Origin of the sequence: Rhodoferax sp., from assembly GCF_028689295.1 — a bacterium.
Lineage (GTDB): Bacteria > Pseudomonadota > Gammaproteobacteria > Burkholderiales > Burkholderiaceae_C > Rhodoferax.
This window is the reverse complement of record NZ_JAQTWL010000008.1, coordinates 30,665-51,070: the sequence shown is the minus strand read 5'-3', so window position 1 is coordinate 51,070 and position 20,406 is coordinate 30,665. Positions and strand designations below refer to the sequence as shown.

18 protein-coding genes and 1 tRNA gene are annotated in these 20,406 nt (G+C 60.4%); 14 read left to right on the top strand and 5 right to left on the bottom strand.

Going from position 1 to position 20,406, the window contains the following annotated elements:
- Positions 1-33: 33 nt before the first annotated feature.
- The 6 genes from PHF15_RS08860 (at position 34) to PHF15_RS08835 (ending at position 6,601) form a co-directional block, all read left to right on the top strand.
- The gene (locus PHF15_RS08860) at positions 34-1,182 is read left to right on the top strand and encodes a cupin domain-containing protein (protein ID WP_300120405.1); all 1,149 of its coding nucleotides are present in this window, start codon (positions 34-36) and stop codon (positions 1,180-1,182) included.
- Between the two features lie 183 nt (positions 1,183-1,365).
- Positions 1,366-1,560, top strand: a complete 195-nt coding sequence (locus PHF15_RS08855) for a hypothetical protein (RefSeq protein ID WP_300120403.1) — start codon at positions 1,366-1,368, stop codon at positions 1,558-1,560.
- Between the two features lie 172 nt (positions 1,561-1,732).
- Positions 1,733-3,016, top strand: a complete 1,284-nt coding sequence (gene nhaD / locus PHF15_RS08850) for a sodium:proton antiporter NhaD (protein WP_300120400.1) — start codon at positions 1,733-1,735, stop codon at positions 3,014-3,016.
- Positions 3,017-3,034: 18 nt separating this feature from the next.
- On the top strand, positions 3,035-4,015 hold the full coding sequence (locus PHF15_RS08845; RefSeq protein WP_300120398.1) for a D-glycerate dehydrogenase: 981 nt from the start codon (positions 3,035-3,037) through the stop codon (positions 4,013-4,015).
- A gap of 52 nt (positions 4,016-4,067) precedes the next feature.
- On the top strand, positions 4,068-5,429 hold the full coding sequence (rmuC, locus tag PHF15_RS08840; protein WP_300120561.1) for a DNA recombination protein RmuC: 1,362 nt from the start codon (positions 4,068-4,070) through the stop codon (positions 5,427-5,429).
- An 83-nt stretch (positions 5,430-5,512) separates the two neighbouring features.
- The gene (locus PHF15_RS08835; protein WP_366520596.1) at positions 5,513-6,601 is read left to right on the top strand and encodes an MFS transporter; all 1,089 of its coding nucleotides are present in this window, start codon (positions 5,513-5,515) and stop codon (positions 6,599-6,601) included.
- On the opposite strand, the gene PHF15_RS08830 is transcribed toward PHF15_RS08835, so the two are convergent.
- Positions 6,589-7,464: a TIGR00730 family Rossman fold protein gene (locus tag PHF15_RS08830; protein ID WP_300120394.1), complete on the bottom strand. Its 876-nt coding sequence runs from the start codon at positions 7,462-7,464 to the stop codon at positions 6,589-6,591. The genes PHF15_RS08835 and PHF15_RS08830 overlap by 13 nt on opposite strands.
- Positions 7,465-7,574: 110 nt before the next feature.
- Between PHF15_RS08830 and PHF15_RS08825 the strand changes: the two genes are divergently transcribed.
- On the top strand, positions 7,575-8,975 hold the full coding sequence (locus PHF15_RS08825; RefSeq protein ID WP_300120392.1) for a phenylacetate--CoA ligase family protein: 1,401 nt from the start codon (positions 7,575-7,577) through the stop codon (positions 8,973-8,975).
- Here the strand turns inward: PHF15_RS08825 and PHF15_RS08820 are convergent.
- The 4 genes from PHF15_RS08820 to earP form a co-directional block, all read right to left on the bottom strand.
- Positions 8,972-9,883, bottom strand: coding sequence for a ribose-phosphate diphosphokinase (locus tag PHF15_RS08820; protein ID WP_300120390.1), 912 nt, complete (start codon positions 9,881-9,883; stop codon positions 8,972-8,974). The two genes, PHF15_RS08825 and PHF15_RS08820, sit on opposite strands and share 4 nt — an antisense overlap.
- On the bottom strand, positions 9,883-11,481 hold the full coding sequence (locus tag PHF15_RS08815) for a thymidine phosphorylase family protein (protein ID WP_300120388.1): 1,599 nt from the start codon (positions 11,479-11,481) through the stop codon (positions 9,883-9,885). The genes PHF15_RS08820 and PHF15_RS08815 overlap by 1 nt, the downstream gene beginning before the upstream one ends.
- A gap of 39 nt (positions 11,482-11,520) precedes the next feature.
- Positions 11,521-12,075, bottom strand: coding sequence for an elongation factor P (efp, locus tag PHF15_RS08810; protein ID WP_300120386.1), 555 nt, complete (start codon positions 12,073-12,075; stop codon positions 11,521-11,523).
- A 97-nt stretch (positions 12,076-12,172) separates the two neighbouring features.
- Positions 12,173-13,294: an elongation factor P maturation arginine rhamnosyltransferase EarP gene (gene earP, locus PHF15_RS08805; RefSeq protein WP_300120384.1), complete on the bottom strand. Its 1,122-nt coding sequence runs from the start codon at positions 13,292-13,294 to the stop codon at positions 12,173-12,175.
- 26 nt (positions 13,295-13,320) lie between these two features.
- On the opposite strand from earP, the gene uvrC reads away from it, so the two are divergent.
- From uvrC to PHF15_RS08770, 7 genes are all read left to right on the top strand, one after another.
- The gene (uvrC, locus tag PHF15_RS08800) at positions 13,321-15,303 is read left to right on the top strand and encodes an excinuclease ABC subunit UvrC (RefSeq protein WP_300120382.1); all 1,983 of its coding nucleotides are present in this window, start codon (positions 13,321-13,323) and stop codon (positions 15,301-15,303) included.
- A 42-nt stretch (positions 15,304-15,345) separates the two neighbouring features.
- A complete protein-coding gene (gene pgsA, locus PHF15_RS08795; protein WP_300120380.1) occupies positions 15,346-15,912 on the top strand; it encodes a CDP-diacylglycerol--glycerol-3-phosphate 3-phosphatidyltransferase in 567 nt (188 codons plus the stop codon).
- A gap of 32 nt (positions 15,913-15,944) precedes the next feature.
- Entirely contained in the window at positions 15,945-16,793 is an 849-nt protein-coding gene (locus PHF15_RS08790) for a DMT family transporter (protein WP_300120559.1), read from the top strand.
- Positions 16,794-16,818: 25 nt separating this feature from the next.
- Positions 16,819-17,910: a tartrate dehydrogenase gene (locus tag PHF15_RS08785; protein WP_300120378.1), complete on the top strand. Its 1,092-nt coding sequence runs from the start codon at positions 16,819-16,821 to the stop codon at positions 17,908-17,910.
- A gap of 151 nt (positions 17,911-18,061) precedes the next feature.
- Positions 18,062-18,334, top strand: a complete 273-nt coding sequence (locus PHF15_RS08780) for an HU family DNA-binding protein (RefSeq protein WP_300120376.1) — start codon at positions 18,062-18,064, stop codon at positions 18,332-18,334.
- 14 nt (positions 18,335-18,348) lie between these two features.
- A tRNA-Val gene (locus tag PHF15_RS08775) sits at positions 18,349-18,424 on the top strand.
- A 59-nt stretch (positions 18,425-18,483) separates the two neighbouring features.
- On the top strand, positions 18,484-20,394 hold the full coding sequence (locus PHF15_RS08770) for a SurA N-terminal domain-containing protein (RefSeq protein WP_300120374.1): 1,911 nt from the start codon (positions 18,484-18,486) through the stop codon (positions 20,392-20,394).
- The last annotated feature ends 12 nt before the right edge of the window (positions 20,395-20,406 follow it).

Genomic DNA, 20,406 nt, shown 5'->3' with positions numbered 1-20,406 from the left:
TTGTCGCAGACAAAAACCTGAACGGAGAACCCCATGGATGTCACCCAAGCGCTGCCTTTATTAGGCGGCATCAGTCCCCAAGTGTTCATGAAACGCTACTGGCAAAAGAAACCATTGATGGTCAGGCAGGCCGTGCCTGGCTTCAAACCCCTGCTGGATCGCACGCAACTGTTCGAGTTGGCCGCCAATGAAGACGCCCAGACCCGCATGGTGATTCAGGAACCTGGCAGCAAGCCGGGATGGCGCTTCAAACACGGGCCGTTCCAGCGGCGCGCCTTGCCGCCCTTGAAGCAGTCAGGCTGGACGATTCTGGTGCAAGGTGTTGATTTGCACCACGACCGCGTGCATGACTTGATGAACCAGTTCCGTTTTGTGCCCGATGCCCGGCTGGATGACCTGATGATCAGTTTTGCCACCGATGGCGGTGGCGTGGGGCCGCACTTCGACAGCTATGACGTGTTCTTGTTGCAGGCACAGGGTCAGCGGCGCTGGCGCATTGGTCGCCAGAAGGACATGAGTCTGCAGCCCGATGTGCCGTTGAAGATTCTGGCCAACTTTGCCCCCGAAGTCGAATACCTGCTGGAACCGGGTGACCTGCTGTATTTGCCGCCGCGTTATGCGCACGACGGCATTGCGGTGGGCGAATGCATGACCTATTCCGTGGGTTTTCGCATACCCAACCGCGCCGAGCTGGCGCGTGAACTATTGCAGCGCCTAGCCGAAGAAGCCGAGGAGGAGGTGGGCGTGAGTTTGTACCGTGACCCGGATCAGCCTGCTGTCGATCAACCTGCAGAGATCCCGGCCAGGATGCTGGAATTTGCCCAGGATGCGCTGCAAGATGCTCTGCAGGACAGCCGGGCCCTGGCGCGGGGTCTTGGCGAATATATGACCGAACCCAAACCCAATGTCTGGTTTGAAGCGCGGGCGGTGTCTTTCAAAGAGGGGCAAGCCCTGCAAACCTGCGGCATCCGCCTGGACCGGCGCACCCGCATGATGTTCGATGCGCATCATATTTTCATCAACGGCGAGAGCTTCAGCGCCTCGGGTCGGGACGCCACCCTGATGCGCGCTTTGGCCAACGACCGCATCTTGTCGGGCCGTGAGGTAACCAAACTCAGCGCGCAAGCCTTCGCGCTGCTGACGTCATGGTGCGACGCCGGATGGCTTCAGGCGCAAGCATGAGGCACTTCATCTAACTGATAGATTGTTGCAAACATAATTCGAGTTATCAGTCAAGCGTAAAAACCAGTAGTTCGAAACTATAATTCGCACCCAAGTCGCGTCAACTCCAGGTTGATCGGCTAGGTTTTGTGGGGTACCACAATTCAATTTCCGGAAATTGTCTTTTTTTATCAGGTAATACACATGAATAAATCTCTCGTTCTGATCGCCGTGATCGCTGCCGCCGCCGCTCTGTCTGCTTGTGGCAAAAAAGAAGAAGCGCCAGCACCTGCACCGGCTCCCGTCGCTGCACCTGCACCCGCACCGGCAGTTGAGGCTGCACCTGCTGCCTCTGCTGCTGCACCTGCTGCCGCCGCTTCTGAAGAAGTCAAGAAATAATTGCATTGCAATTTTTCTTCAAAAGCCACCTTCGGGTGGCTTTTTTATTGGTGAAAAAACTGGGTCAGTTGTTGAATTACAGAACAAGCTGCAAGCCAACCGTCAACAGACACCATCAACAAGCCGTCATAATTAAGCCTGCTTTCAACAACAACATTCGAGGTGACAACCCATGCTGACTGCCCTGGTCATTGTGTTTGTGCTGGCCTATGCGGCCATTGCACTTGAACATCCCATCAAAATCAACAAATCTGCCTCTGCCCTCATCGGAGCTGGTCTGCTCTGGACCATCTACGCCATGTCCATGAGCGACCACCACTTGGTGAGTGAGCAACTGGGCGAATCACTCATGAGCACGGCGCAAATCGTGTTTTTCCTGATGGGTGCCATGACCATTGTGGAAGTGGTCGATGCGCATAACGGCTTTGAGGTGATCACCTCGCGCATCAAGACCAAGAAATTGTCCACGCTGATGTGGATGGTCGGTTTTGTCACGTTTTTTCTGAGCGCCATTCTGGATAACCTGACCACCACCATCGTGATGATTTCCCTGATGAAAAAGCTGCTGGGCAAGCGTGAAGACCGCCTGTTTTTTGCCGGCATCATCGTCATCGCCGCCAACGCCGGCGGCGCCTGGTCTCCCATTGGCGACGTGACGACCACCATGCTCTGGATCGGCGGTCAAATCACTTCCTTGGCCATCATCGAGGGCGTCTTTTTGCCGTCGCTGATCAATCTGGTGGTGCCGCTCGCGGTCACCAGCTACGTCATGGGCGCCAAGCCTGTGGTGGGCGTGGCAGATGGCACGACGAAAAAACACACGGAGACCACCGCCTTTGAGCAGAACTTCATGTTTGCCATGGGCCTGGGCATTCTGGTGGCGGTGCCGGTGTTCAAGACCCTCACCCATTTGCCTCCTTTCATGGGCATTTTGTTTGGCTTGGGCCTGTTGTGGCTGGTGGGTGACCTGATCCACCGTAACAAGGAAGACGACGAGCGCGCACCTTTGACGCTGGTCCACGCGCTCGCCAAGATCGACATGGGCTCGATCGTGTTTTTCATCGGCATTTTGCTGGCTGTGGCCACCCTGGAGCACACCCACATCCTGACCTCGCTGGCGCAATGGCTGGACAGTTCTGTGGGCCGTCTGGATGTGATTGTCATGATCATCGGTTTGGCCAGCGCGGTGGTGGACAACGTGCCGCTGGTGGCGGCTTCGATGGGCATGTACAGCCTCGATGTTCATCCCACGGACAGCTTTCTGTGGGAGTTCATGGCGTATTGTGCCGGTACCGGCGGCTCGATCCTGATCATCGGCTCGGCGGCTGGCGTGGCCGCCATGGGCCTGGAAAAAATTGACTTCTTCTGGTACATGCGTCGTATCAGCGGTTTGGCTCTGATCGGCTATTTTGCGGGCGCCTTCGTTTACATTGCCGAGCGCAATATCTTTGGTTAACGGCATTTTGAGAACCCTATGAAACCTTCCATTTTGGTCGCCCGCGCGGTGTTTCCTGAAGTTCTGAGTCAGTTGGCCCAGCATTTTGAAGTGACATCGAATCAGGACGATGTGTTGTGGACTCCTGCGCAACTGATTCAGCAACTGCAAGGCAAGCAAGGTGCCTTTACCACGGGCAGCGAACGCATCAGTCAGGCGGTGCTGGCTGCTTGTCCGGATCTGAAGATTTGCGCCAACATGGCTGTTGGCTTCAACAACTTTGAGTTGGACGCGATGACCGCCGCGGGTGTGCTGGCCACCAACACGCCCGACGTACTGACCGAAACCACAGCCGATTTTGGCTTTGCGCTGATGATGGCTACCGCCAGGCGCATGGCTGAAAGTGAGCATTTTTTGCGCGCGGGGCTTTGGAATCGCTGGCGTTACGACATGTTTGCCGGCTCTGAAGTGCATGGCAGCACACTGGGCATTCTGGGCATGGGCCGCATCGGCCAGGCCATTGCCAAACGCGGTGCGCATGGTTTCGGCATGAAAGTGATCTATCACAACCGTTCCCGCCTGGACGCTCCGACCGAGGCCGCTTGCGGCGCGGCTTATGTCAGCAAGTCCGAACTGCTGCAACAGGCCGATCACCTGATCCTGGTGTTGCCGTACTCTCCGGAGGCACACCACACCATCGGTGCAGCGGAGCTGGCGCAAATGAAACCCACCGCCACGCTGGTCAACATCGCGCGCGGCGGCATTGTGGACGATGCCGCTTTGGCGGCCGCCTTGAATCATGGCATCATTGCCGCGGCGGGCCTGGATGTGTTCGAGGGCGAGCCCAAGGTGCATCCGGATTTGTTGACCGTGCCCAATGTGGTGCTGACCCCGCATATCGCCAGCGCCACCATGTCCACCCGCCTGGCCATGGCGCAACTGGCGGCCAACAATCTGATCGGCTATTTGGTGCATGGCAAGCCCTTGACTCCCTTGAATCCGCAGGCCGTCAAAGCTTGACGCGCCCGACGCAAGATCAGTTGCAACAAAGAGCATTCACGACGTGAACGATATCCTTGGCTGGATCCTGCTGGCTGTGGGCGTGTTGAACGCGGCCTTGTTGGTCTTTGTGCTGCTGCGTCGCTCCGATGCCGACACATTGGCTGCCCGCCAGCTAATGCAGCAGGTCAAGGACAGTTCGGAGCGACTGGAGCGTGAGCTGCGCCGCGAGATTCTTGACGTATCGCGCGACAGTCGCCAGGAGCTTGCGCTCACGCTGAGCACCTTTCAGCAAACGCTGGTGCAGCAGGGCGCAGAAGCCACGCGCACACAAAACACGCAAATCGACGCCTTCGGCCAGCAGCTCGCCTTGCTGCAAAAAACCTTGCACGACACGCTTGCGAGCCAGCTCTCGGGTTTGAGCGAATCCAACGCCAGGCGCATGAACGAGATCCGTGAGACGCTCGAGAAGCAGCTGGCGCAGCTGCAGACCAGCAACGCCGCCAAGCTCGACGAAATGCGTGCCACGGTCGATGAAAAGTTGCAAAGCACGCTGCAGGCGCGCCTGGGCGAGAGCTTCAAGCAAGTGGCAGACCGTCTGGAGCAGGTCCATAAGGGCCTGGGTGAAATGCAGACGCTGGCGCAGGGCGTGGGCGACCTCAAGCACCTGCTCAGCAACGTCAAGACCCGAGGTATTTTTGGCGAGGCACAGCTTGCGTCGCTGCTGGAGCAGGTGTTTGTGCCGGACCAATATGCGGCGCAAGTCGCCACCCGCCCGGGCAGCAAAAACGTGGTGGACTTCGCCATCAAGCTGCCAGGCCGGTCCGACACGGGCGTGCCTTTGTGGCTGCCGATCGATGCCAAGTTTCCCAATGAAGACTACGAGCGTCTGCTCGACGCGCAGGGCAGGGCGGACGCTCTGGCGGCCGAGACTGCAGCGCGCGCCCTGGAACAGCGCATTCGTCTCGAGGCCAAGTCGATTGCCGACAAATACCTGGAGCCGCCTTACACGACCGACTTCGCCATCCTGTTTTTGCCCACTGAAGGCCTTTACGCCGAGGTGTTGCGCCGCCCGGGTCTGATGGAGTCTCTGCAGCGCGACTGCCGCATTACGTTGACCGGTCCCACCACATTGCTGGCCATGCTGAGCTCGCTGCAAATGGGCTTCAGGACCCTGGCGCTGGAGAAACGCTCCAGCGAAGTCTGGCAGGTGCTGGGCGCCGTCAAGACCGAATTCGGCAAGTTTGGCGACGTGCTGGCCAGGGTCAAGACCCAGACCGAGACTGTGCTCAAAACCATTGACGGCGCGCAAACCCGCAGCCGCGCTATGGGACGCGCGCTGAAAAATGTCGAGGCCTTGTCTGAGTCGCATAGCGCCGCGCTGATCGTGCACGACATTGACTTCGACAGCGCCGACGGACCGGCCAACCTGTGAACGCCGCTGCTGCACCACTGGGCTCGGTGACGCTGGCCCGGCTGATTGCCGGGCACATCAGCCTGCACGCCTGCATGGCGGGCATGCGCATGGCGGCCCCTTTGATGGCCTTGCGCGCGGGGCACAGTGCGCTGGCCGTGGGACTGTTGTTGTCCCTGTTTGCGCTGACCCAGGTGTTTCTGGCCTTGCCCGCAGGGCGGTATGCCGACCGCAACGGGTTCAGGCGACCCATCGGTTTCAGCGTCGTGTTGGCCAGCACGGGCGCGGCGCTGGCGGTGGTGTTCCCGATCTTTCCTGTGCTGTGCCTGAGCGCGCTCATGACAGGCGGCGCCGTGGGTGTGGCAGCCATCAGCTTGCAGCGCCATGTCGGGCGCTCGGCGCAAAATAACACCGAGCTCAAGCGCATGTTCAGCTGGCTTTCGATCGGCCCGGCGCTGTCCAACTTTATCGGTCCGCTGTCGGCTGGCTTGCTGATTGACCTGGGCGGCTTCAGGCTGGCATTTTTTGTGCTCGCCTGCCTGCCGCTGATGACCTGGCTGTGGGTGCGCCACACCGTGAAGCTGCCACCAGTGCTGCTCCCGCCCGGTGAAGAAAAGGGCAGGGCCTGGGATCTGTTGCGCGAGCCGATGATGCGCCGGCTGATGCTGGTGAACTGGCTACTGTCGTCGTGCTGGGACGTGCACACCTTCGTGGTGCCGGTGCTGGGGCACGAGCGCGGCTTGAGCGCTTCGGCCATTGGTGCCATTCTGGGCGGATTTGCCTTGGCCGCCACGGCCGTCAGGGTTGCCTTGCCGCTGCTGGCGACCCATTTGCATGAATGGGTGGTGGTGACCACGGCCATGCTGTCCACCGCCGTGTTGTTTGCCATTTATCCGTTCATGCATGACGCGCTGACGATGGCGCTGTGCTCGGCGCTGTTGGGTATCTCGCTGGGCTCGGTGCAGCCGATGATCATGAGCACGCTGCACCAGATCACGCCTGAGTCGCGTCATGGCGAGGCGCTGGGCTTTCGGATGATGGCCATCAACGGCTCCAGCGTGGTGATGCCCCTGCTGTTCGGCAGCGCGGGCGCGGTGCTGGGCGTGTCACTGGTGTTCTGGACGGTGGGTGCCGGCGTGGCGCTGGGGGCACGCTCAGCCTGGCGCTTGCGCCCACCCGCTCACAAGGCGTAGAAGCGCTGGATCACAGCCCAGGCGGCCTCGGGCTCGTCCACGTACTCGAACAGTTTGAGGTCTTCAGCGGCGATCACACCTTCTTCCACCATCGCGTCGATGTTGATCAGGCGCTTCCAGTAGGCGCTTCCATACAACACGATGGGCACGGGCTTGGCCTTGCGGGTCTGCACCAGGGTGATGACTTCAAACAACTCATCCAGCGTGCCAAACCCGCCCGGAAAGGCCACCAGCGCCTTGGCCCGCATCATAAAGTGCATCTTGCGCAGCGCAAAGTAGTGAAACTTGAAATTCAGCAGCGGTGTGACATAGGGGTTGGCGCTTTGCTCATGAGGCAGGGCAATGTTCAGGCCGACGCTCAAAGCGCCCATTTCATGCGCACCACGGTTGGCAGCCTCCATGATGCCGGGGCCGCCGCCGGTGGCAATGAACAGGCGCTCCTCGGGACGACGGTGCATGCTGTCACTTGCCACGAGCCGGGCAAACAAGCGCGCCTGGTCGTAATAACGGGCGTTGCGCACCTGGCGCTGCGCCAGTGCCAGCGCGTTCGCATCGCCGCTGAGTTGCGCTTCGTAGAGGCTGTTTTTGGCGTCTTCAGGCGCCTGGAAACGGGCACTGCCAAACACCACCACCGTGCTCTCTATGCCCTGTTCGACCTGATCCAGGTCAGGCTTGAGCATTTCCAGCTGGAAGCGGATGCCGCGGGTTTCGCGCCGCAGCAGGAACTCGGGGTCGGCAAAAGCCAGACGGTAGGCATCGGCTTCCAGCGGGTTGCCTTGTTCGGAGTGATTTTGCAACTCGGCCCAGGCGTCTGCCAGGCGGCGCTCGGTCAGGCGCTGGGGAATCTTGTCGGTGTTGTTCATGAAGGCGATTGTGGGGGGAAAAAAGAGCCTGTCAGGATCGGGGCAAGCATGACATTTCTCAACGAGGGGAGCCAGGGCTAACCTACGATGCCTGCCAGGAGGGAAATTGCATGACGACGATTTTCGATCCGTTGCATTTCAGTGCCGTGTCGATGGACGTGTTGACCTGCGCACAGGGTACAGCGCAGGCCATTGCCGCCCGGCAACAATCCCGCCTGGTCAGCTTGCTGGGCTCGGCGATGCGGGACTCGCGCTTTTATCGCGAGCACCTGCATGGCACAAAACCGGACACCGCCGCGCTGGGTGTCCTGCCGCCAGTGTCCCGGCAGGCATTGATGGATCGTTTTGACGACTGGGTGACTGACCCGCAGCTCAAACTGAGTGAGCTTCGCGCCTTCACGGCAGATTCACAGCGCATCGGGCAAGCTTACCTGGGCCAGTACTTGGTGTGGGAAAGTTCTGGCACCAGCCATCAGCCGGGCATCTTTGTCCAGAACGCGCAGACGATGGCGGTTTATGACGCACTGGAGGCGTTGCGGCGCAACGCGCCACGACCGTTGCAGCGCTGGTTCGATCCGTTGGCGCTGGCCGAGCGCATCGCCTATGTGGGCGCCACCAGCGGCCACTTCGCCAGTGCCGTGAGCATGCAAAGATTACGCGAGTTGCACCCCTGGCTGGCACCATCCATGCGGAGCTTTTCGATCCTTCAATCGACCCGCTTGCTGGTGAATGAGCTTAATGCGTTTGCACCGACGGTGATCGCCACCTATCCAACGGTTGCCGCGGTGCTGGCGGATGAGGCAGATCGTGGCGCGCTGCACTTTGCGCCGAGCGAGCTCTGGACGGGCGGCGAAACCCTGAGTCCAGCGGTACGCCGACGACTGGAATTGGGATTTGGCTGCGCGGTGCGCAACAGCTACGGTGCCTCGGAGTTCATGTCGATCGCCTGGGAATGCGCGCAGCAGCGCATGCATGTGAATGCGGACTGGGTGATCCTGGAGCCCGTCGATGCGCAGGGGCGGCCCATGCCTGTGTCCGAGTGGTCTTACACGACCTTGTTGACCAACCTGGCCAATCACGTGCAGCCCTTGATTCGCTACGATCTCGGTGACCAGGTGCGCCTGTGCCACAAGCCTTGTGACTGCGGTTCAGCCTTGCCCGTCATCGAGGTGCTCGGTCGCAGGGACGATGCGATGGTGATGGCGGGGCGGCGCGGCCAGCCGGTCACACTGCTTCCGCTGGCGCTGACCACGGTACTGGAGGACGAGGCCGGCGTTTTTGACTTTCACCTATGCCAGCGTAACGAGCGCACCTTGCTGCTGCGGCTTGCCCTGGAGGGGCCCGAAGGAGAAGCGGCGATGGCGCGCTGTCGCGCTGTGCTGAAAAATTTTGCCGATGCCCAGGAGCTCATGCCGATCAGGGTGCTCGGCGAACTGGGACAAGCCATGCCCCGAGGACGCAGCGGCAAGGGCAAACGCATCGTGGCGTGCCGCGCTGCCAGAACGCGCTAAGCCCGGGCCAGCGATGCCTGGAGTTCGGCCAAGGCCGCAGCGATGGTGCCGGCCATGCCGACGACATTGCTCGGGTGGGCAACGCAGTCGGTGCTCCAGATCTCATTGACGCCTGCGTCCTGCATCAGCTTCAGCGCATCCCCGGAAAACAGGGCATGAGTGACGGCCACATCGACCGAGGCGGCTCCAGCCGCCAGCAGTTGTTGCGCCGCGCGGGCGACGGTATGGCCGGTGCTGGCCACATCGTCGAGCAGCACCACCTGGCGCCCCATCACGGCGATGGCAGGAAGTTCCACCTCCACCGAGCGGTCGCCGTGGCGAAGCTTGCGACATACCGCATGGTCGAAACCATGGCGAGCCGCGGCCACGGCGATCCACTGCGCCGACTCCTCGTCGGGACCGATGAGCAAAGCCCGGGGTCGGTGCGCAGCAATCCAGTCGGACAACAATGGCGCTGCGCTCAGCGCGATGGCGTGGGCGGCAGGCACGGCTTGCTGCAGGGTGGCCACCCGGTGCAGGTGCGGATCGACGGTGATCACCGCATCGAACAGGCCTGCCAGAAAGCTGCCGACGATGCGCTGGCTGATGGCCTCGCCGGGAAGAAAGGCGACGTCCTGGCGCATGTAGGCCAGATACGGCGCCACCAGCGTCAAGTGGCTGGCGCCCAGGCTGCGCGCGGTTTGCGCCAGCAGCAGCAACTCCAGCAACTTTTCATTCGGATCGTTCAGGCTGCGCAGCATGACCACCTGCGCCGGCAGCGCAGCGGGCAGACGCAGCTTGATTTCGCCATCGGGAAAACGGTGCCGCTCAATCGGGACAGCGGTCATCTGCGCCGCCTGCGCCAAGCGCCTGGCGCTGGGCAACTCGTCCTCAAAGCACAACAGCACGCGCAAGGGGCTTGAAGACATCAAAATTCCACGAAGACATGCGGCACGTTGCTGGCGTTGCCCAAGGTGTAACCGGTTGATTTGGCGCACGCCTGGCGCGCGAAGCCGAGGTCGCTTTGAAAGCTGGCATGAACCCGGTACAACAGGTCACCCGCAGCCACCGTTTCCCCGAGTTTGCGAAACAGATCAATGCCCGCGCCGCTAACCTTGGGCGCGCCGGCCAGGCGCGCGATGCGCGCCAGCCGCAAATTGTCGATGTCGGTGACCACGCCCGCCTTGGCGGCGCGGACCTCGAAGATCAAAAGACCCAGCGACGGGTGGTTGTGGTCGAACGACTTGCTGCCCTGGGCGGCAATGATGGCGTTCATTTTGGCGAGCGCCCGGCCCGAGTCCAGAATATCGCGGGCAATGGCAAAGCCGTCGCCACCGCGCACGTCGGGATGGCATTCAAGCAGGCGGCCGGCCAGCCGCAAGGCTTTCTGGCGCAAGTCGTTGGGCGCCTGCGGGTCGTTCTCGAGCACCTGCATCACGTCGCGGGCTTCCAGCACGGGGCCGATGCCGCGGCCAATTGGCTGGCGCCCGTCGGTGATGACCACGTCGAGCGACAGCTGCATCCGGCTGGCGACATATTCGAACAGTCTGCGCAGACGCTGCGCGTCGGGCATGGAACGCACTTTGGCGGTCGGGCCGATCGGGATGTCAAGCACCAGATGGGTCGATCCGGCGGCGATCTTTTTGGAAAGGATCGAGGCCACCATTTGCCCTGGCGAGTCGATGGCCAGCGGCCGCTCCACGGAAATCAGCACATCGTCGGCGGGCGACAGGTTGGCCGTGCCGCCCCATGCCAGGCAGGCGCGGTGCTCGCGCACGATGTCTGCCAGCTGTTTGAGTGGCAGGGCCACATTGGCCAGCACTTCCATGGTGTCGGCCGTACCTGCCGGCGAGGTGATGGCGCGCGACGATGTTTTGGGGCATAGCAGGCCGTGCGCGGCAACGATCGGCACCACCAACATTGAGGTGCGGTTGCCCGGAATGCCGCCAATGCAGTGCTTGTCAACCACCAGGGGTTCTTGCCAGTCGAGTTTACGGCCGCTGGCGACCATCGCCTCGGTCAAAAAATACACCTCTTCGCGGTCCAGTTCGTCCCGGTTGGTGGCGACCACAAAGGCGGTCAGCTCAATTTTGGAGTAATGAAGCTCGGCAATGTCGGCCACGATGCTGCGAAAATCTTCACGGCCGAGGCGCTCACCCGCAAGCTTGCGGAACAGCGCGCCCACTGAGGCAGGAGGTTCGGCCTGTGACACTGAAACGACGTGGCCTTCAGCGACTGAGAGCTGCAAAAAGGCGTCTTCGGACAGGCCCAGTTCGTTGCAGTCCACGATGGCCGCGTCGTCGACCACGTTCAGGGTCGCCAGAATGTGCTGCCCATTGGCCCGAATTTCTACCTTGGACAGGGCCTGAAATCCTTCGGCACGGTAAAGCGCGCAGTCGCGGTGCAGGTAGGCCACATTTTCACGGTAGGTGTCGATGGCGACCCGGCGCAGCGCGAGTTTGGAGGCCACCAAATCCTGGGTTGCCTGGGAATCAAGAATGAGTTGTTCTTCAGGGGCTGGGTTCATGGCCGAAGCCTACACCGATTTCCCAGCAGGGACCAGCGCTTACACGCGCTTGCGGTATTCGCCGGTGCGGGTGTCGATTTCGACATTGTCGCCTTGTGCCACAAAAATCGGCACGCCGATCTCAAACCCGGTGGCCAGTTTGGCAGGCTTGAGCACCTTGCCCGAGGTATCGCCCTTGACGGCTGGCTCGGTCCAGGTGATCTCACGAACCACGCTGGTGGGCAGTTCGACCGAAATCGCCTTGCCGTCGTAAAACACCACTTCGAGCGGCATGCCGTCCTGGAGGTAGTTGAGCGAGTCGCCCATGTTTTCAGCTTCAACTTCGTACTGGTTGAATTCCTCGTCCATGCAGATGTACATGGGATCGGCAAAGTAGGAGTAGGTGCAGTCTTTTTTGTCGAGAATGACCTGATCTAGCTTGTCGTCGGCCTTGTAGACCAATTCGGTGTTGAAGTTGGCGATCAGGCTTTTGAGCTTCATGCGCACGGTGGCAGAGTTGCGGCCGCCGCGGCTGTATTCGGTTTTCAGGACGACCATCGGGTCTTTGCCGTTCATGATGACATTGCCGGCGCGTATTTCTTGAGCGATTTTCATAAAAGCGTAACGAAAGATTGAAAGTAGGCCGCGCATCTGGCGGCGAGGGCGACCAAGACTTGTAAGAACTCAAGTCGATGCCGCAAAGTTCGTTATTTTAGTGGATTTTTGCGCTAAAGCCGAGCAGCTGGGTGGTCAAATCCCCTTGCTGCAGCAGGCGTGCTTTGGCCCGGGTGGCGCAACCCTGCCAGTCGGCCGGTGCAAATGGCGCGTCACTTGGCGTGGCTGCGGACAGGCTCAAGCCATTCCACTGCTGGTGAAACGCGCGCAGCGAGTCGGGCGCCTGCAGCCAGTCCAGAAAAGCCGCCAGCTTGTGCGCGTGGATGGCGTCGTGTTGCGGGTAAATCTGCCAGATAAAAGGTCTTCCAGCCCACAGGGCGCGCACCAGAGAATCTTCGCCGCGGACAAAATTCACATCGCTGGCCCACAGCAGATGGTCATAGTCCACCTGGCTGAGTTGGGGCAGGTAGAAAAATGACAGCAAACCCTGACTGTTCCACCTGGGTTGTTGTGTGGTTTTACTCAAAACCTCTGCGCGAACTGCCGTGTTGGCACGGCCATGGGTGACCAGAATACGGGTCGGCTGGGCGCCATTCGCCAAAGTGTCAAGCAGATCGCCCAGACCGGCGGGTTCATAACAAAACAGCGACACCAGGCGCTCGCCCTGCCAGGGCACGCCTTGCCGGGCCAGCCAGGCTTGGCGGTCAAATTCGGCTTGTCGTGCCATCAGGTCAGGCTCGCGCAACAGGCCACCGGTGTCTGCCGTAAAGCCCGGGTAGTAAAAATGCTTGGTCAGGCCGCGACCGGGTCCGCTCATGACCGGCGAGGGCAGGCCATGGCAACGCGCCGCATAGGCTTCGGCGCTCAGGTATTCCTGGTTGATCCAGGCGCATGACTGGCCGCTATTGCTGATTTTTTTTGCGTAGGCAACAATGAATTCAGAATCGATGTCGCAGCCAAAGGTTTCGATCAGCACGTCGCCAGGGGTGATGTCGGTCATGTCGATGGGCGCCGTCCAGACGCGGACCTCGACCCCCGGCGCACCCTGCGGCGCCATCCAGGCGAGCGCGGAGATATCGTCCGCCCAGAGTCTTACCGCCTGGCCACGCTCAGTCAAATTGCAGGCCAGGCGCCAGGCCACACCCAGGTCGCCAAAGTTGTCGATGACCCGGCAAAAAATGTCCCAGTGCAGTTGGGGGGCGGGAGAATCTTGATTCATGGCCGAATTGTCCACAATACGCACCTATGCCCGAAAACGTCCCGAACTCCCCCTTGGCAGTCGTCACTGATGCCGCACCCCTGCCGGCCCACCCAGAGCAGTTGCTCAGCGACGTGGCCAGCCTGCCGGCCCTGCCCGGCGTGTATCGCTATTTCGACGCGCAAGGCAATGTGCTCTATGTGGGCAAGGCCATCAACCTGAAAAAACGGGTATCAAGCTATTTCCAGAAGAACCATGGCGGCACCCGCATCGGCCACATGGTCAGCAAGATTGTGCGGCTGGAAACAACCGTGGTGCGCTCCGAGGCCGAGGCGCTGCTGCTGGAAAACAACCTGATCAAGACGCTCAACCCCAGGTACAACATCCTGTTCCGGGACGACAAGAGTTACCCGTATCTCAAAATCACGGCGATTGGCAAGTGCGGCAGCGAGCAGTTTCCGCGGGTGGCGTATTACCGTGGTGCGGTCGAGAAAAAGCACCATTATTTTGGCCCTTACCCGAGTGCCTGGGCGGTCAAGGAAGCCATCCTGCTGATGCAGAAGGTGTTCCGACTGCGCACTTGCGAGGACTCGGTGTTCAGCAACCGCACCCGGCCCTGCCTGTTGTACCAGATCAAGCGTTGCTCGGGACCGTGCGTGGGGCATATTTCGCCCGAGGCTTACGCGCAGGACCTTGCTGATGCTGAGCGTTTTTTGAACGGCGATGCTCGGGAGGTGATGGCTGAACTTGAATCCCGCATGATGGCGCACGCCGACAAACTGGAGTTCGAACAGGCCGCCGAGCTGCGCAACCAGGTGGCGGCGCTTTCCAATGTGCTGCATCAGCAGTCGGTGGACAACGTGTCAGACCGCGACGTGGACATTTTGGCAGTCAAAGTGCAGGGCGGTCGCGCCTGCGTCAACCTGGCGATGGTGCGGGGCGGGCGGCATCTTGGCGATCGGCCCTCTTTTCCGGTGCATGTCGAAGACGCGGCCGAACTCGATGACCCGGACGCAAGCGACGCCGTGGCTGCCGCGCGGAGTGTGGAAATGCAGGTGCTCGACGCCTTCATTGCCCAGCATTACCTCAATGTGCCCGCCCCGCCATCGCTGGTGGTGAGCGTGCCGGTGGACAAGGGCTTGTTGCAGGCGCTGTCGGAGCAAACTGGCGTCAAGATCAGCGCGGTGCACAACCCGCGAGAACAGCGCCGGGTCTGGCTGGAAATGGCGCAAACCAATGCCGCCCTGCAGCTGGCCAGGCTGTTGGCCGAAGAAGGCTCGCAGCAGGCCCGCACCCGGTCGCTGGTGGAGGCGCTCGACCTTGCCGTTGACAAACTGGAAGAACTGCGCATCGAGTGTTTTGACATCTCGCACACGGCCGGTGAATCGACCCAGGCCTCATGCGTGGTGTTTCATCACCACAAGATGCAAAGCGCCGAATACCGCCGTTTCAAGATCAACGACATCACCCCGGGCGACGACTACGCGGCCATGCGCCAAGTGCTGCTGAGGCGCTACGGCAAGCTGGCCGAAACGCTTCAAGAGGCCAAACGTACAGGCGAGTTACCTGCAGGTACCGGCCACCTGCCCGACCTGGTGCTGGTCGATGGCGGCAAGGGCCAGGTGTCGATGGCGCGTGAGGTGTTTGAGCAGCTGGGCCTGGACCTGTCGCTGATCGTGGGCGTGGAAAAGGGCGAGGGCCGGCGCATTGGCCTGGAAGAACTGGTGTTTGCCGATGGCCGCGACAAGGTCTATCTGGGCAAGGACTCTGCGGCGCTGATGCTGGTGGCGCAGATCAGGGACGAGGCGCACCGCTTTGCCATCACCGGCATGCGCGCGGCGCGCGCCAAGGTGCGCATGGACGGCGGCCAGCTTGAAGAAATCCCCGGCATCGGCCCGAAACGGCGCGCGCGCTTGTTGCAGCGCTTTGGTGGCGTGCGCGGCGTGGCGCTGGCGTCCGAGGCCGACATTGCGCAGGTGGAAGGCATCTCTCACGAACTGGCAGCAGATATTTACCGCGCCCTGCATTGACGCGTCAGCTATTTGTGTTGTAACGCATGCCACAATTGATGCATGTTCTGGACCATCCCCACCCTCATGACCTGGGCGCGCATTGTGGCGATCCCGCTGATCTTGGGCGTGTTTTATCTGCCACTGGAACCTGGCACGCGCAACCTGATCGCCACCATCATGTTCGTGGTGTTTGCTGCCACCGACTGGCTCGACGGTTATCTGGCGCGCAAACTCAATCAGGTGTCGGCCTTTGGCGCCTTTCTGGACCCGGTGGCCGACAAATTTCTGGTCTGTGCCTGTGTGCTGGTGCTGGTGCATCTGCGCCGCGCCGATGTCTTTGTGGCGCTGATCATCATCGGCCGTGAAATCGCCATTTCTGCGCTGCGCGAATGGATGGCCCAAATTGGCGCCGCCAAGAGCGTGGCCGTGCACTTGATCGGCAAGCTCAAGACCACGGCGCAAATGGTGGCCATTCCATTCCTGCTGTTCGACGGCCTGTTGTTCGGCTTGATCGATACCCATGTCTGGGGCGTCTGGCTGATCTGGATCGCCGCGATCATGACGGTCTGGTCGATGGTCTATTACCTGCAAAAAGCACTGCCTGAGATCAGGTCGCGCGTGAAGTGACGGTGCCCATCGAGCGGCCCCTGATCCGGGCCATGCCGGCGGTGTTCGTGCTGATCTGGAGCACCGGTTTCATCGTGGCGCGCTATGGCATGCCCCATGCGCCTCCGTTCAAATTCCTGATCATTCGCTATGCTTTTTCCATCTTGTGCTTTCTGCTCTGGATCGCAATGGCGCGGGTCAAGTGGCCAACACGGCGCATGCAGTGGCTGCATCTGGCTGTCACAGGCGTTTTCATGCATGCGTTTTATCTGGGCGGTGTGTGGGCGGCGGTCAAGCTCGGCATGGGTTCGGGCTTGTCATCCCTGATTGTGGGCCTGCAACCCGTGCTTACCGCGCTCTGGCTGGCAGCCACCGGCTATCGCGTCGTGCCGCGTCAATGGCTTGGCCTGGTGCTGGGTTTCATCGGCTTGGTGCTGGTGGTGTCGCGCAAGTTTGGCGTCGGAGGTGAAGCCAATTGGGTCAATCTGTCGCTGGCCGTGGGCGCTTTGCTCAGCATCACCATTGGCACGCTGTACCAGAAACGCTTTGTCACGTCGTGCGATGTGCGCAGCGCCAACACGGTCCAACTGGGCGCCGCCTTGTTGGTGACCTTGCCGCTGGCGGCGCTGGAGTTGGAAGTCATCCGCTGGAACGCTGAGCTGGTCGGCGCCATCGCCTGGTCGGTGCTGGCCCTGACGCTGGGCGGCAGTTCCTTGCTGTACTTGCTGATCCAGAAAGGCGCGGCCGCCTCGGTGACCAGCCTGATGTACCTGGTGCCGCCGGTAACAGCTTTCATCGCCTGGATCCTGTTTGCCGAACCGATCACGCTGACCACGGTGTTGGGCACGCTGCTGACTGCCCTGGGGGTGGCGCTGGTGGTGCGTCAGCCCCGATCGGCCTGATTTTTACCTTTAAGAGGAGACTGATGTGGACAAGAAAAGAATTGCCGTGATCGCCGGGGACGGTATTGGCAAGGAAGTGATGCCCGAGGGCATTCGCGTGCTCGAAGCCGTAGCCGACAAGTTCAACATCGCTTTGCAGTTTGACCACTTCGATTTTTCCAGCTGGGACTATTTCGAGGCGCATGGCCAGATGCTGCCCGACAACTGGAAAGAGCAGATTGGCAGCCACGATGCCATTTACTTTGGCGCGGTGGGCTGGCCCGAGAAGATTCCGGATCACGTGTCGCTGTGGGGTTCACTGCTGCAGTTTCGCCGTGAGTTTGACCAGTACGTCAACCTGCGCCCGGCGCGGCTGATGCCCGGCATTATCGCTCCGGTGGTGCGGCGCGACGGTAGCGCACGCCAGCCCGGCGAAATCGACATGATGATCGTGCGTGAGAATACCGAAGGCGAATACTCCAGCATCGGTGGGCGCATGTTCGCCGGCACCGGGCGCGAGATCGTGGTGCAGGAAACCGTGATGTCGCGCGTCGGTGTCGATCGAGTGCTGAAATTTGCGTTCGAGTTGGCGCAATCGCGGCCCAAGAAACACCTTACCAGCGCCACCAAGTCGAACGGCATTGCGATCACCATGCCGTATTGGGATGAGCGCGTGATTGAAATGTCGAAGCACTACCCGGACGTGAAAGTGGACAAGTTCCACATCGACATCCTCAGCGCACACTTTGTCCAGCGGCCGGATTTTTTTGACGTGGTGGTGGGCAGCAACCTGTTTGGCGACATCCTGAGTGACCTGGGTCCAGCCTGCACCGGCACCATCGCCATCGCACCCAGTGCCAACCTCAACCCCAAGCGCCAATTTCCGTCGCTGTTCGAACCGGTGCACGGCTCGGCGCCCGACATTGCCGGCAAAGGCATTGCCAACCCGATAGGCCAGATCTGGAGCGGTGCCCTGATGCTCGACTTTTTGGGTTTCAAGGATGCGCATGACGCGGTGCTGAAGTCCATCGAGTCGGTGCTGGCTCCTGGTAGCGATGCGCCACTGACGCCTGATCTGGGCGGCAGCGCCAGCACATACGATTTGGGCAGGGCGATTGCGCGTCAAATCGGGCTTTGAAAAATTTGCCCGGCGTGATCCGGCTTGTTGGGCAATCCCGTCTAGAATCACTTTTCGGCCGGGTGAAAAGTGCCAGCGCACAAGGCATTGCTCCCGCCAAAACGATCAACGAGGCATTTGATTTAAATACAACTCCCGCGAGAGGTAAATTGTGAACAAGACCGAATTAATTGATTTCATTTCCCAGGATGCAGACATTCCAAAAGCAGTTGCTGCACGTGCCCTGGAATCCACCATCGAAGCCGTCAAAATCACGCTGAGCAGAGGTGATTCGGTCTCCCTGGTGGGTTTTGGTACTTTTGCCGTGGGCAAGCGCGCGGCACGCACCGGTCGTAATCCGCGCACTGGCGCGTCGATTAAAATCAAGGCAGCCAAGGTTCCCAAGTTCCGTCCGGGCAAGGCATTGAAGGATGCTTTGAACTGAAACCGTTATCGGTGGGGTGATTAGCTCAGTTGGTAGAGCGGCGCCTTTACACGGCGTAGGTCGGCGGTTCGAGCCCGTCATCACCCACCACACGCAGCAAGGCGAACACCGTGTTCGCCTTTTTTGTTGCCACACAGGAGAGTTAGCGCATGTTCGATATTTTCCGGAAGCACACCAAGATCATGATGATGGTGATGTTCCTGCTGATCATCCCGTCTTTTGTACTGTTTGGGATCGATGGTTACAACCGTATGAGCGAGCCTGACGAGGCTGTGGCGCGCGTCGGCGGCAACGACATCACCAAAACCCAGTGGGATTCGGCCCACAGGATAGAAGCAGACCGCGTTCGCGCCTCCATGCCCAATGTCGATGCCAAATTGCTTGACTCCCCTGAGGCGCGTTATGCCACGCTGGAGCGGATGGTGCATGACCGCGTGGTGGCGTTGGCAGCAGACCAGGCCCGACTCTCCACCAGCGATGGCCGGCTGGCCCGGTATCTGCAGGAAGACCCCACCATTGCCTCATTGCGCCAGCCGGACGGCAAGATCAACATGGACCGCTATCGGCAACTCGCAGCCAACCAGGGTTTCACGCCCGAGGGGTTCGAGAAGAATGTCCGTCTTGATCTGGCCCGACAACAGGTCGAATTGGCGGTGCGCGGCTCCGGCTTTGTCTTGCCCGTGGTTGCTGATGTGGCCTTGAACGCCTTTTATGAAAAGCGCGAAGTTCAGGTGGTCAATTTTTCAGCCAAAGACTATGCCGCCAAGGTCACTCCGACCGAAGCTGAACTGGATGCGTTCTATCAAAAGAACCAGGCGCTTTTCCAGGCGCCTGAGCAAGCCCAGGTTGAATACGTCGTGCTCGACCTGGACGCCGTCAAGACGAGCATCCAGATTCCGGAAGCTGATTTGAAGTCTTACTATGAGCAGAATGCCTCACGATTGAGTGGTGTGGAGGAGCGCCGTGCCAGCCACATCCTGATCAATGCGCCCAAGGATGCCGCCGCTGAAGACCGCCAAAAAGCCAGGCTGAAGGCCGAAGAACTGCTGAAAGCCGCGCGCGCCAACCCCGCCGCGTTTGCCGATCTGGCCAGGAAAAATTCGCAGGATCAAGGCTCCGCCGCCAAAGGGGGCGATCTGGACTTTTTTGCACGCGGTGCCATGGTCAAACCGTTTGAAGAAGCTGTCTTTGCCATGCAAAAAGGGGCGATCAGCGACCTGGTCGAGTCTGACTTCGGTTTTCACATCATTTTGCTTACCGACATCAAGCTGCCCAAACAGCGTTCTTTTGACGAAGTGCGACCCAGTCTTGAAGCCGACCTGAAAAATCAACAGGCACAGCGCAAGTATGCCGAAGTGGCGGAGCTCTTTACCAACACGGTCTATGAACAGTCCGACAGCCTGAAACCGGTTGCTGAAAAACTCAAGCTGGAAATCAAGACGGCCGACAAACTCACGCGTCAGCCCATCCCGGTCGCCACGGGCGTGCTTGCCAGCGAGAAGTTTTTGTCCGCTCTTTTTACGCCCGAAGCGATTGCCAACAAGCGCAATACCGAGGCGATTGAAACGGCTGCCAATCAATTGGTGGCGGGCCGTGTCGTGATGCATCAACCGGCACGGACACTGCCGTTGGCTGAAGTTCAGGAACAGGTTCGCGCGCAGGTGATCGCCGCCCGTGCCGCCGAACTTGCGAAAAAGGAGGGGGCTGAAACGATGGCGCTCTGGAAGAAGGATGGTGCGCCCGCCAGCCTGCCCGAAGCGCAGGTGGTCTCACGTGATCAAGCGCTCAATTTGCCGGCCCCGGTACTGACCGCTGCGTTGCGTGCGGATTCAGCCAAGTTGCCTGCCTGGGTGGGTGTCGATCTGGGCGCCCAGGGTTATGCCGTGGTTCGCATCAACCGCATGGTTGTGCGCGATGAAGCGGCGCAGGCAGCAGTGCGCCAAAGCCGGAACCAATATGCACAATGGTGGATTGGCGCTGAATCGCAAGCCTATTACGCGGTGTTGAAAGAGAAACTGAAAGCCGAAATTCTGGTGCCCAGTCCGGATTCCAAGAAGTAACGGATCAGGCCG

What these genes read in the sequence shown, in the direction of transcription:
- PHF15_RS08790 (WP_300120559.1), top strand. Translation starts at nt 15,945, where the DNA reads ATGCCGGCGGTGTTCGTGCTGATCTGGAGCACCGGTTTCATCGTGGCG.
- pgsA (WP_300120380.1), top strand. Translation starts at nt 15,346, where the DNA reads ATGTTCTGGACCATCCCCACCCTCATGACCTGGGCGCGCATTGTGGCG.
- PHF15_RS08815 (WP_300120388.1), bottom strand. Translation starts at nt 11,481, where the DNA reads ATGAACCCAGCCCCTGAAGAACAACTCATTCTTGATTCCCAGGCAACC.
- PHF15_RS08845 (WP_300120398.1), top strand. Translation starts at nt 3,035, where the DNA reads ATGAAACCTTCCATTTTGGTCGCCCGCGCGGTGTTTCCTGAAGTTCTG.
- efp (WP_300120386.1), bottom strand. Translation starts at nt 12,075, where the DNA reads ATGAAAATCGCTCAAGAAATACGCGCCGGCAATGTCATCATGAACGGC.
- earP (WP_300120384.1), bottom strand. Translation starts at nt 13,294, where the DNA reads ATGAATCAAGATTCTCCCGCCCCCCAACTGCACTGGGACATTTTTTGC.
- PHF15_RS08770 (WP_300120374.1), top strand. Translation starts at nt 18,484, where the DNA reads ATGTTCGATATTTTCCGGAAGCACACCAAGATCATGATGATGGTGATG.
- PHF15_RS08860 (WP_300120405.1), top strand. Translation starts at nt 34, where the DNA reads ATGGATGTCACCCAAGCGCTGCCTTTATTAGGCGGCATCAGTCCCCAA.
- PHF15_RS08830 (WP_300120394.1), bottom strand. Translation starts at nt 7,464, where the DNA reads ATGAACAACACCGACAAGATTCCCCAGCGCCTGACCGAGCGCCGCCTG.
- PHF15_RS08825 (WP_300120392.1), top strand. Translation starts at nt 7,575, where the DNA reads ATGACGACGATTTTCGATCCGTTGCATTTCAGTGCCGTGTCGATGGAC.
- uvrC (WP_300120382.1), top strand. Translation starts at nt 13,321, where the DNA reads ATGCCCGAAAACGTCCCGAACTCCCCCTTGGCAGTCGTCACTGATGCC.
- PHF15_RS08835 (WP_366520596.1), top strand. Translation starts at nt 5,513, where the DNA reads ATGCGCATGGCGGCCCCTTTGATGGCCTTGCGCGCGGGGCACAGTGCG.
- nhaD (WP_300120400.1), top strand. Translation starts at nt 1,733, where the DNA reads ATGCTGACTGCCCTGGTCATTGTGTTTGTGCTGGCCTATGCGGCCATT.
- PHF15_RS08820 (WP_300120390.1), bottom strand. Translation starts at nt 9,883, where the DNA reads ATGTCTTCAAGCCCCTTGCGCGTGCTGTTGTGCTTTGAGGACGAGTTG.
- PHF15_RS08855 (WP_300120403.1), top strand. Translation starts at nt 1,366, where the DNA reads ATGAATAAATCTCTCGTTCTGATCGCCGTGATCGCTGCCGCCGCCGCT.